The organism is Paenibacillus sp. FSL W8-0426 (assembly GCF_037969725.1).
Classification (GTDB): Bacteria; Bacillota; Bacilli; order Paenibacillales; family Paenibacillaceae; genus Paenibacillus; species Paenibacillus hubeiensis.
In genome coordinates this window covers 5435233-5447373 of record NZ_CP150203.1, presented here as the reverse complement: position 1 = coordinate 5447373, position 12141 = coordinate 5435233, and the positions used below count along the sequence as shown (strand labels likewise).

Sequence of the window (12141 nt, the reverse complement as noted above, 5' to 3'; positions counted from 1 at the left end):
ATGTTCAAGCCGCGCTTCCATGCGCGGTTTTGTAACTTTAGGTACACGTACAAGGGGGATTAAGCATGACCAGAACTCGTATTCCAACTGTTCGCACTGCGGCATGGAGCGGCATCGCCGGGAATATGGTTCTCGCAGTGATCAAGGCTGGGATTGGATATATTTCAGGAAGCAAGTCTTTGCTTGTCGATGGTTTATATTCGGCCTCGCAGGCGGCTTCTTCACTGACGGACTTGTTTCCGGCCAAGGTTGAAAAGGCTGGGGATCGAATCCGAGGAACGGCTTCCCGGGATCATGTGCGCGTAGCCGGGCCAGGGACTTCGGTCGTGTTGTCTGTGCTTGTTCTTTTGGGCGGGTTGCAAATTGCTTTCTCGGCACTGTCGGCATTATCGGGCAGCGTACCCGAAATGAAGGGACAGTGGGCGCTTGTTACCGTTCTAGTTGCCTTGGCCATCCGGGAAGCGATATTTCACTTTCAGTACAGATATTACCGCAAACGAAACCAGCCGCAAGCTTTGGCGTATGCGCAGCAGCATCGCCGCGCATTATATTGCTCGCTTGTCGTTATGATTGGCATTGCCGGTTCCTTGACCGGGGAAATGATGGGTTGGGACGTGCTGCTGTACATGGATCCGGCCGCATCTTTGATTGCTTCTTTCTTTGTGCTGCATCAGGGATACCGCATGATCGTGGATACGGTGTACGGTTCGCTCGTGCAGGAACTGGAACAGGAAGAGTCCATTGACTTTCAGGAAACGGTTCAACGCGTGCTTGGCGTGATTACGATTGATCATTTGTCTGCAAGAAACCAAGGGCATTACGTTGCCATCGACCTTATCATTACCGTTAATCCGAGAATCACCATTCTGGAGGCGCAAGAAATAGCTAACCGTGCCAAAACATTGCTAATGACCCGTTTCGACCATGTTAGGGAAGTGCAGGTTCAGGCGATTCCTTATGACCCTGGTTATCCCTATAAATCCAATCATGAGCTGCCTGATCACGAAGCGACATTGATCCAATAGTGACGCTTGATCGTGCAGCGCAGGAAAGGAGCGTTATCATTGCTTTATTCGCAATACCGGTGGAGTACGCCGGATATCGAACCGGAGGCGGCTGCGGGACTCTCGCAGGCGCTTTCCGTTTCCCCGCTCGTCGCACGTTTGCTCGTGGGCCGTGGAGTGCTCACAGAGGCAGAGGCGGAACGGTTTTTGCATCCGGACCTGAGCCAGATGCATGATCCTTATTTGCTGCATGGCATGGATAAGGCCGTACCACGCATCCAACAGGCGCTGGAGCGCGGCGAGCATATTTTAATTTATGGAGATTACGATGCCGACGGTGTATCAAGCACTTCACTCATGATTCATTTGATGAGGCATTTGGGCGCCTCGTACGATATTTATATTCCTCATCGATCCAATGAAGGGTACGGGCTGCATAATCATGCCTTGGATTGGGCACACCAGCAGGGAGTCACGCTGATCATTACCGTCGATACCGGGATCAGCGCAGTGGAGCAGATCGCGTATGCCTCATCGCTGGGCATGGAAGTCATCGTGACGGATCACCATGAACCGCCTGAAGTATTGCCGGAAGCCTATGCTTTAATCAATCCGAAGCTCCCGCAATGCAGCTACCCGTTCAAGGGGTTGGCAGGTGCAGGAGTCGCCCTGAAGTTGGCCCAAGCGCTGATTGGGGAAGTTCCGCGCGAATGGATGGAGATTGCATCCATTGGCACGGTAGCGGACCTCATGCCCTTGGAGGGGGAGAATCGGGTCATCGTAAGTTACGGCGTCGAATCCATGCGCGATACGCGCCTTCCCGGAGTAAGTGCCTTATTGGAGATCAGCGGGGTTAAACAGGAACAGGTGACCTCTGTGAACATTGCGTTTGCAATGGCTCCTCGAATCAATGCCAGCGGGCGTCTGGATCATGCGGGGCGTGCGGTGTCCCTTCTTACGACAGACAATCTGGATGAGGCGCATATGCTCGCCGGTCAACTCGATCTGTTGAACAGGGAACGCCAACAAGTGGTCGAAAGCATCGTGCAGGAAGCGGTGGCGATGCTGGAGCACAAAATTCAGAGCCAAGGCTCGGTTCCTCATGTCATTCTGTTGGCAGGAGAGGGCTGGAACGTGGGTGTGGTTGGTATTGTGGCTTCCAAATTGCTGGAACGATATTATCGCCCTACGCTTATTCTGGGCATTGACCCTGAAACAGGGATGTGTAAGGGATCGGCCCGATCCATCGACGGGCTCGACATCTACGAGGCTCTAACCGCGTGCAAGCATACGCTAGACCATTATGGAGGCCATCCCGCAGCTGCGGGCATGACGCTCCATCGGGACCAGCTGGTGGAGCTGGAGCGAGGCTTGAACGATTATGCCGCTGGCGTTTTGACAGAGGAAGATTTCATTCCACGACGCCTCGCTGACGATAACTGTTTGATCAGTGACGTGCCGCTGAAAGTCATTCAGGAAATAGACAGACTGCAGCCGTTCGGCATGAGCAATCCATCGCCACGTTTTGTGCTGAATAAGGTCACTATTAAAGAAACCCGAACGATGGGCCGCGAGAAACGCCATCTGAAGCTGGTGCTGGAGCAGGAGGGCTGGCAGCTTGAAGCTGTTGCGTTTGGCAAAGGGGCTTTGGCGGACTTCCTGCTTCCCGGAACCGTCATCGACGCGATGGGCGAACTTTCCATTAACGAGTGGAATGGCACGCGAAAGCCGCAATTTATGCTGCATGATCTGGCAGTGAGCGAGGCACAGGTTTTCGATCTACGCGGCAGTGCCGATCCATTAAATGGAATGAAACAGTTTATGCGTACCTTCGACGTTCATCTGAGGTATACAAGCGGCTCGATCGGCGTTATCGTCCGTCAAGAAACGAATGTTTCTATAGGAAATTCATTGTATGAACCATGCCTTTGGGTATATGATAGGAAGGTCGGGTTGTTACCCCGTAATGCTGCCGCGCAGCACTACGGACAGGAGCAGGTCCGGACGTTATTTGTGTTTGATACGCCGGAAACTCCGGAACAGCTTGATGCGATGCTGAAGTTGTTCAGCGGAGCCGAGAATATCATCCTTCTGCATGGATCGGGCCACAATCGCCGAGATCGACTTCAGATGCCTTCCAGAGAGCTCTTTAAGCGCATGTATGTGCTGGTGTCCAAATGGGGAGCTGAACCGGTGGGTGAACAGGAAATTACGCCTGTACTCAGTCGGCAGTGCAGCTGCTCTGTACGCATGATTACGATGATGCTTGATGTGTTTGAAGAACTGGGCTTCATTCACCGGCGCGACGGCAACATCGAGTTTGTTGCCAATCCGCCCAAACGGGATCTGGCAACATCGCGAAATTATCGGGCCATCGAAAGCATGGCAGAAACCGAGCAGGTGATGTTGGATGCACCCACGTCTCAGCTTACACAATGGATGATAACCCGGATGAAGGGCGTATCTTAGGCAGAGTTGTGTTATTTATTTTAGGAGGAGATTAATTTTGGATTTCAAAGATTATATTCGTGTCATTCCGGATTTTCCGCAGCCGGGAATCAGCTTCAAGGACATTACCACGCTGTTGAAGGATGGAGAAATGTATCGCAAGGCGATCAATGAGCTGAAAACGATGGTTTCCGATCTGAAAATCGATGTCATTGCCGGACCGGAAGCGCGTGGTTTCGTTGTGGGTGCTCCATTGTCCTATGCTCTTGGCGTTGGTTTTGCGCCGATCCGCAAAAGCGGGAAGCTGCCTGGTGAAACGATCGAAGCCGGTTATGACCTCGAATATGGCAAAGATACGCTCGCTATGCATATCGATGCGATCGAGAAAGGACAGAACGTGCTGATTGCCGATGACCTGTTGGCAACCGGGGGCACCATCGCTACCTCCGTCAAATTGATTGAGCAATTGGGCGGCAACGTGGTTGGCGCTGCGTTCCTGATTGAGTTGGATGAACTGAACGGGCGGGCTAAACTGCCGAATATCGACGTGTTCACGTTGATGAATTACTAAACCAAACCGATTACTCCCGTTTCCCGGGAAATAATACATGGCATGAATGACTGCAAAAAAGCCAGTTCGCTGCCTCCGTTAAAGGAGGGAGTGAACTGGCTTTTTTACATGTTACGGATGAAATCAGTCAGGCGTTTTCTCGGTCAGAATCGCCTTATCTTCTTTGTCATTCGACCAGCCAAGCACTTCGAACAATTTGAACAACAGGCTGAGCAAGATGCCCACGATGGTTGCCAGTGCCATACCTTTCAATTGAACGCCGTAGAAGGTTACTTGAGTGCCGCTAAGTCCCACAACCAATACCAAAGTCGTTAACAGCAGATTGGTCGGTTTGGCGAAATCCACCTTTTGTTCGACCAGGATGCGAAGACCGGAAGCTGCAATGACACCGAACAGAAGCAAGGACACACCTCCCATGACCGGAACGGGAATGTTCGCAATCAATGCCGAGAATGTCCCGGAGAACGAAAGAATAACAGCAATGATCGCAGCGCCGCCAATAACATAGGTTGAGTATACTCGGGTCAAAGCCATGACACCGATGTTTTCGCCATATGTCGTGTTAGGCGTTGAACCGACGAAACCGGAAAAGATGGTGGAAATCCCATTGCCGAGAAGGGAACGATGCAAACCAGGATCTTTGGAAAGGTCTTTGCCCACAATGCTGCTTGTGACAAGCAAATGTCCGATATGTTCGACAATAACGACCAAGGCTACAGGTAGAATCGTTAGAATAACGGACCAGTCGAAGGTAGGCGTCGTAATGGTAGGCATGGACACGAAATCGGCATTGGCAATTTTATCGGTTTCCACTTGGCCCATAGCGTACCCGAGCAAGTAACCGACTACAATCCCGATCAGAATGTGAATGATCTTGGGAAATCCACGGAACGTAACCGCTCCGATGACTGTAACCCCCAATGTGACCATGGATAAAATAATGGGCTGTGCGGTAGGCACCCAATCCGGATTATTCACGGGGTCGGAGTTGATGATTCCTGCCATTCCGGCAGCAACCGGAACCAATTCCAAACCGATCAGCGCGACGATCGCGCCCATGACTGCGGGAGGAAATACGACGTTAATCCAGCCTGTACCCGCATATTTGATGACCAAGGCAACGATGCAAAATACGATGCCCGTTACGATGAACGCGCCAAGCGCCATCGAATACCCGTTCTCCGGATGTTTAAGCAGGACGGAGGATACCGGGGCGATAAAGGCAAAGCTGGAGCCGAGGTAAGCCGGAATTTTGCCTTTGCACATCAGAATGTACAGCAATGTTCCGATCCCGTTCATCAACAGAATCATGCTTGGATCGACGCCGAACAGGTTAGGCACGAGAACCGTGCTCCCAAACATGGCGAAAAGGTGTTGCAAACTTAATAAGAAGCCAGGTCCAAAAGGCATTTTTTCATTTACCTGAATTTCACGCTGCACGAAATGCTCATCTCCTTTTTCCGAAACACAAATCTTCAATATAGTACAGACTTTCCGAAGAATAAGCAATAACATTTTTTGCGAAAATCGCCGAATTGTTCGTTTTTACGTTAATATCAAGTGAGTGAAATCACGATCCTGATAGAAATGGTACTATATATAGGGTTGGTTGGTGATTTGTAATCCGTATATTGTGGCAAGGTGTGAAAAAAGACGAATAATGCAAAATGAATGGCTTACCTATTCTAATTCTTCGGCAAACGGCTATACTGTATTAAGGTTGGCATTTTCATCGAGCAGCCTTTATTCGACAAGCCTTTCGCACAAGTCATCATCATCTTCTCGCCCATTCGTCAGCAGTTGACGGAAAACGGGTGAAGCGTCATAATTATAGGAAATCACTTTTACGGGGAACCTGTGTAGATGCAAATGTCACGGGTTCCATTTTGTATAGAAAGGACACGGAACAGATCAGAATGGGCATAGAGCAATTACTTGAGAAGGCCGGGGCCTACATCAAAGAAGCCGATCTGGTGCGCATACGTGAAGCTTACGAATTTGCTGATCAGGCCCACCACGGACAGACGCGAAAATCGGGAGAGCCATATATTCTGCATCCGCTTGCGGTTGCTGATATCGTTGTGAACATGCAGATGGATACGATTTCCATTATTGCAGCGCTTCTTCATGATGTCGTGGAAGACACGACAGTGTCGCTGGAGGAGATTCGCAACCAATTCGGCAATACGTGCGCCATGCTTGTCGATGGTTTGACGAAGCTGGAGAGAATTCAGTTCCGTTCCAAAGAAGAGCAGCAGAACGAGAACTATCGCAAAATGTTCATTGCCATGGCACAGGACATCCGTGTCATCGTGATCAAGCTGGCAGACCGCCTGCATAACATGAGAACCCTCAAATTCCAGTCGGAGGAGAGCCAGCGCCGGATTTCCTACGAAACGCTGGAAATTTTCTGCCCCATCGCCAATCGTCTCGGGATATCCGCGATCAAATGGGAGATGGAGGATATTGCTCTGCGCTATCTGAACCCGCAGCAGTATTACCGAATCGCCAACCTGATGCACAAAAAGCGGGCTGAGCGGGAACAGTACATCGATACGGTCATGGACGGAATCAAAGCCAAGCTTGATGAAATGGGCATTCAGGCGGACTTGTCCGGCCGTCCCAAGCATATCTATAGCGTGTTCAAAAAAATGACGACCAAAAACCGGCAGTTCAATGAAATATACGATCTGCTGGCGATTCGTATTATTGTGGATAATATCAAGGACTGTTATGCCACGCTCGGCATCATTCATACGTTGTGGAAGCCGATGCCCGGGCGTTTCAAGGATTATATCGCAATGCCGAAGGCGAACATGTATCAATCGCTCCATACGACGGTGGTGGGACCGAACGGGGAACCGACCGAGGTTCAGATTCGAACATGGGACATGCATCGCACGGCCGAGTTCGGTATTGCGGCACATTGGGCTTATAAGGAAGGCGTTGCGTCCGTCAACAATTTCGAAGACAAAATCACGTTTTTCCGCGAGATTCTGGAGCTGCAAAACGAAACCAAAGACGCGTCCGAGTTTGTCGAATCGCTCAAAATGGATTTCTTTTCGGATCTTGTATTCGTATTTACGCCAAAAGGCGAAGTCATCGAGCTTCCGGCAGGATCCGTGCCGCTTGATTTCGCTTACCGCATTCATACCGAAGTGGGCAATCGCACGATTGGTGCCAAGGTCAATGGACGGATCGTTCCACTGGATTACAGCCTGAAGACCGGGGATATCATTGAAATCCTGACGTCCAAGCATTCCTACGGCCCAAGCCAGGACTGGCTCAAAATCGCCAAGTCGTCCCATGCCCGTTCGAAGATCAAGCAATGGTTCAAGAAGGAACGCCGTGAAGAAAACGTTGAAAAAGGCCGCGAGGGCATTGAACGCGAGCTGAAGCGAATGGGGCTGGAGCCTTCCGTATGGATGAGCGACGAGAAACTCCTGGAAGCTGCCAAGAAATTTGCCTTTAACGACATTGAGGACATGCTTGCAGCGATCGGATTCGGTGGAATCACTGCCGCGCAGATCGTTACAAAAGCCACCGAGAAGTTGCGTCGGGAGCAGGAAGAAAACAGCCTGCTGGAGCTGAACTCGGAGATGCGTGAGCTGAAGCCTGCGCCGGAACGCAAAAACCGCCCAACCAACGGCATTCGCGTCAAAGGCATTGACAACCTTCTCGTTCGTTTTGCGCGTTGCTGCAACCCTGTGCCCGGAGATGACGTGATTGGTTATGTCACGCGTGGTCGCGGCGTGTCCGTGCACCGCAGGGACTGCCCGAACATTCCTTCAGGCTCGGACGGGGATGAGGCAGCTCGCGTGATCGAGGTGGAGTGGGAAGAAAATATCGAAGCCAACTACAGCGTCGACATTGAGATTACGGGCCACGATCGCAATGGTTTGCTCAATGAAGTGCTGCAAGCCGTTTCGGAAAGCAAAACGAATATTTCCGCCGTTACCGGACGGACAGACAAAAACAAATTGGCATTGGTGCATGTTACCATTTTGATTCGAAATACGGAACACCTGCATTCGGTTGTGGAACGGATCAAACGAGTGAAGGACGTTTACTCCGTACATCGCATCATGCAGTAAGGAGCTTAAGCATGAGAGTGCTTGTACAACGTTGCAAAGAAGCCCGGGTTACCGTCGGGGACGAAGTGACTGGACAGATCGAATTCGGCCTGATGCTGCTGGTCGGCATCACGCATGAGGATACGGAAAAGGATGCCGTTTATCTGGCCGACAAAATCGCCGGTTTGCGGATTTTCGAGGATGAGCAGGAGAAAATGAATCTCAGCCTGATTGACGTGGGCGGAGCCGTTCTGTCGGTCTCCCAGTTCACCTTGTACGGCGACTGCCGTAAGGGCAAGCGCCCCAGCTTTGCGGCTGCGGCAAGACCTGAAGCGGCGGCTGCATTGTATGAAACATTCAACCAATTGCTGCGGGATAAGGGCATTCAGGTCGAAACCGGACGTTTCGGGGCTATGATGGATGTGACCTTTACCAATTGGGGACCGGTGACGCTCATGGTGGAAAGCCCGATTCGTCAGGAAGGCCAGGCATAATCCCGGCGGGGAAAGGCCATAATGAAGGATATGTTGAAATCTGCAGCCCGTAGCAGGGCAAAGGAGCACGCCATCATTATGCGCCAATCCACGAAGGAAAGCCGTTCGCGCATGGAACCGCTGCTTCCTCCGGGCAGCATGCATGAATCGCTTCAGTTGGCCCGGGCGGCAGCGGATTGTGTTGCAGCGATCTGGTTCGTTCAAGAGAAGGATAAGGGCAAACCGCCGCGTCTCCCACGCGTTTGAGGATGCCACAGCAAAAAGCCATGACTCGAATCATGGCTTTTTGTTGTTTCCGCAAATAACGGTATGGTGGAAGAAGCCGACCGTTCACTCAGGACCTGTTATAAAAGAAGCTTGTTAGGGTAATAACAAACTAGGCACAAGCGCTTTACTTTTGCAGTAAGACGCCTGAAAAAAGCGACCATGGTTTCCAGACATGAAACGAACCGCAGGAAATCAACGGGGTTGACCAGTGTGAAAGGAGAGCATGACCAATGAGCAAAATCGCATTTTTGTTGGCAAACGAGTTCGAGGATTCGGAAATGCAGGTACCTTACGATGAGGTCAAGCAAGCCGGACACGATGTCGAAATTATCGGCCTCAAAGCCGGAGAAGTGTTGAAAGGAAAGAACGGCAAGGCAACATACACGACGGATAAAGCCATTGCAGACGCTGTTGCAGCCGACTATGATGCCGTGGTCATTCCCGGGGGATCGTCCCCGGAAAATTTGAGAACCGATGCTCACATTTTGAAATTCGTGACGGAGATCAACAGCGCCAAAAAACCGATTGCCGCCATCTGCCATGGACCGCAAATTTTGGCAAGCGCCAATCTGTTGAAGGGACGCACGATTACCGCATACCCGCCGCTGAAGGACGACATGGTCAATGCAGGAGCCGAATTCCAGGATCATGAAGCGGTTGTGGATGGAAATTTCATTACGTCGCGAACGCCGAAGGACGAACCGGCTTTCGTTCGCGAACTGTTGAAGGTTATCTAACCGTTTCATTACGGGGCAGGAGCAGGGCAGGCTAATGCTCCTGTTCCCGCATCATAATCAGCCCGGATGGAATGGAGCATTTCGCCGAAATGAAAAGGAGGGATTGGCATGGCAAAGCATATTCAGGCTTATTTTCGTACCGAAGATGACGCAGAGGGAGCAAGAACGTCATTGCAGACGTTTCGCACGGAGCAATTGGAGGTAGGGCAGCTGGACGATGCGATCGGAAGGGACCAAAAGCTGATGGTGCCCCTGGTTCCTTACAACACGGCTGGCGCAGCGGGCACGAACGGCGCAATGGGGGTGGGTTCTTCTCCCGGAGTTCCGGCGAGCGAGAACGTGATTCCCGTCGTGGCCCCGGTGGACCGCGATGCCGATGGGGGAACGAGGGAGCGCGTAAATGAGGATCATGACATGTTGAATGCATCCAATATATCCACAACTGATTTTGGAGATCTGCGCTATGTTCTTTCGGCCAAGGTGAATGACGAGGATTATAACGAAATCATTCACAAGCTGAGAAGCAATGGAGCGTACGTGGAGGAATTAAATTAAAGCGCTATCATTTTTGTAATGATCCTGTAACATTGGATTCATGGGTCTTTAACATAGCCTGTTTATAATAACAGACATGACCCCCTTTTTTATATATCTTTTGAGCCTGCACACGGTGTGCAGGCTTTTTTTTGCTTCCTTTGAGCGTTAGCTCTTGACTTTAGTACTGCGGTTCATTACAATCAGGAAATAAATTAACTTTTAACGTCATATTATAACGTTAAAACTGATGAATCGACGATTCGATGACGGGACCAAGTAATCCGAACCCACAAGAACAGAGAAGAATCCCCAGGCTGTAAGGATTCTCTTGATGAGCGGATGAATGACTTCCCCGAGAACAGGCGGCGAACACAGCGGAGCTTCTCCGGTGGCCAGTAGCCGAACTGCGCAGGACGTGCGTTATACGTGGAGCGGAATGAATGACTGATGAGGTGACCTCACGCATCGGTTCATGACAAACTTGACTGGTCTGTGTGGCGTCGGGTGTTCCGGAATGTGGGTGGTACCACGGGTGAATGTTAAACACAATCTCTCGTCCCTTTGTTTGCCGATGATTCGGCAAGCAGGGCGAGGGATTTTTTTGTTATATAGAGAACTAAAATGATGGAGGGATGAATCATGGCATTTCAAAAACCAACAGGAACGCAGGATTTGCTGCCTGGTGTTGTCGAGAAATGGCAGGCCGTTGAGGAAAAAGCACGCGACTTGTGCCGCCGGTATAATTACCGCGAAATTCGTACCCCTATATTTGAACAGACAGCTTTGTTTGTTCGCGGCGTAGGCGAAACGACGGATATCGTGGAAAAGGAAATGTACACGTTTGATGATAAAGGGAACCGCAGCATGACGCTTCGTCCAGAGGGCACTGCCGGCGTGGTTCGCTCTTACGTGGAAAACAAACTGTATGGCGAACCTGATGTCAGCAAATTGTATTACATCGGACCGATGTTTCGTTATGAGCGCCCGCAGGCAGGACGTCAGCGCCAATTCCACCAGTTTGGCGTGGAAGCGATCGGGGCGGTCGATCCGTCGATCGACGCAGAAGTGATCGCGCTTGGTTATCAGCTGTGCGTGGAGCTTGGACTGCAGGACGTTAAAGTGGAGATCAACTCAGTCGGCAACCCGGCAAGCCGGGCGGCTTATCGCGAGCAGCTGCTGTCGTTCCTCAGACCGATGAAAGACAGCCTGTGTAAAGATTGCCAGTCCCGCATGGAGCGCAATCCGCTTCGCGTGCTCGACTGCAAGGTGGATCAAGACAAATTCACAGGCGCACCGTCCATTTTGGACAGCCTGGATGAAGAGTCCCTGAATCATTTTGAAACATTGAAATCCTACCTGGAAGACTTCGGCGTGGACTATGCCGTGAATCATCGTTTGGTTCGCGGACTGGATTATTACACATTGACTGCGTTCGAATTGAAAGCACAAGGCATTGGCGCAATCGATACGGTCGGCGGCGGCGGCAGATACAATGGACTCGTCGGCGACATCGGCGGACCGGATCAGCCTGGCATCGGTTTCGGTATCGGCCTGGAGCGCATCCAGCTTATTCTGGAGCACCAGAATATCGAAGTTAGCAAGCTTGCTCCGCTGGACGTGTACTTTATTGCCCTCGGCGAGGCTGCGGATCGCGAAGTCAATCGTTTGTTGTTCAAGCTGCGTCAATCCGGGCTGTCCGGCGAGCGCGATTATCTAGGCCGCAAAATGAAAGCCCAGATGAAATCGGCAGACCGTTTCAAAGCCCGTTATACGGCCATCCTTGGGGATGACGAGCTGGAGCGCGGCGAGATTGCGCTGAAAGCGATGGAAACGGGAGAACAACGGACCGTGAAGCTGGATGACCTGGCCGCTGCGGTAAGAGGAAACCACTGAACCGCTAAACATTCATCCCGAATCGGAAACGAGCTGGAAAGGTTCGCGGCTAAATTAACGTTATTCACACAACCGAACTGGACAGGGCGGCCTTGAGCGGCTGCCTTCGTACAGGGA

General features: G+C 51.2%; 10 protein-coding genes. 9 read left to right on the top strand and 1 reads right to left on the bottom strand.

The window, feature by feature from the left end:
* Window positions 1-65 precede the first annotated feature (65 nt).
* Genes MKY59_RS24570 through MKY59_RS24560 form a run of 3 tightly spaced genes read left to right on the top strand, consistent with a single transcriptional unit; the run spans window position 66 to window position 4023 of the window.
* A complete protein-coding gene (locus tag MKY59_RS24570; protein WP_339274267.1) occupies window positions 66-1025 on the top strand; it encodes a cation diffusion facilitator family transporter in 960 nt (319 codons plus the stop codon).
* 39 nt (window positions 1026-1064) lie between these two features.
* The gene (gene recJ, locus MKY59_RS24565; RefSeq protein WP_339274266.1) at window positions 1065-3473 is read left to right on the top strand and encodes a single-stranded-DNA-specific exonuclease RecJ; all 2409 of its coding nucleotides are present in this window, start codon (window positions 1065-1067) and stop codon (window positions 3471-3473) included.
* Between the two features lie 37 nt (window positions 3474-3510).
* The gene (locus tag MKY59_RS24560; RefSeq protein ID WP_236415438.1) at window positions 3511-4023 is read left to right on the top strand and encodes an adenine phosphoribosyltransferase; all 513 of its coding nucleotides are present in this window, start codon (window positions 3511-3513) and stop codon (window positions 4021-4023) included.
* A 123-nt stretch (window positions 4024-4146) separates the two neighbouring features.
* On the opposite strand, the gene uraA is transcribed toward MKY59_RS24560, so the two are convergent.
* Window positions 4147-5463 carry a uracil permease gene (gene uraA / locus MKY59_RS24555; protein ID WP_339274264.1) on the bottom strand — a complete coding sequence of 439 codons (1317 nt, stop codon included), beginning with the start codon at window positions 5461-5463 and terminating at the stop codon, window positions 4147-4149.
* 476 nt (window positions 5464-5939) lie between these two features.
* Here uraA and MKY59_RS24550 point away from each other — a divergent pair, with 476 nt between their 5' ends.
* From MKY59_RS24550 to hisS, 6 genes are all read left to right on the top strand, one after another.
* Entirely contained in the window at window positions 5940-8117 is a 2178-nt protein-coding gene (locus MKY59_RS24550) for a bifunctional (p)ppGpp synthetase/guanosine-3',5'-bis(diphosphate) 3'-pyrophosphohydrolase (RefSeq protein ID WP_236415824.1), read from the top strand.
* Window positions 8118-8128: 11 nt separating this feature from the next.
* Window positions 8129-8590, top strand: a complete 462-nt coding sequence (gene dtd, locus MKY59_RS24545) for a D-aminoacyl-tRNA deacylase (RefSeq protein ID WP_339274263.1) — start codon at window positions 8129-8131, stop codon at window positions 8588-8590.
* A gap of 21 nt (window positions 8591-8611) precedes the next feature.
* Entirely contained in the window at window positions 8612-8836 is a 225-nt protein-coding gene (locus MKY59_RS24540; RefSeq protein WP_236415441.1) for a hypothetical protein, read from the top strand.
* Between the two features lie 251 nt (window positions 8837-9087).
* The gene (locus MKY59_RS24535; protein ID WP_339274261.1) at window positions 9088-9594 is read left to right on the top strand and encodes a type 1 glutamine amidotransferase domain-containing protein; all 507 of its coding nucleotides are present in this window, start codon (window positions 9088-9090) and stop codon (window positions 9592-9594) included.
* A gap of 108 nt (window positions 9595-9702) precedes the next feature.
* Window positions 9703-10149 (top strand): hypothetical protein, encoded by a 447-nt coding sequence (locus MKY59_RS24530; protein WP_236415443.1) that lies wholly within the window; start codon window positions 9703-9705, stop codon window positions 10147-10149.
* Window positions 10150-10770: 621 nt separating this feature from the next.
* The gene (gene hisS, locus MKY59_RS24525; protein ID WP_339274259.1) at window positions 10771-12024 is read left to right on the top strand and encodes a histidine--tRNA ligase; all 1254 of its coding nucleotides are present in this window, start codon (window positions 10771-10773) and stop codon (window positions 12022-12024) included.
* Window positions 12025-12141: the final 117 nt, after the last annotated feature.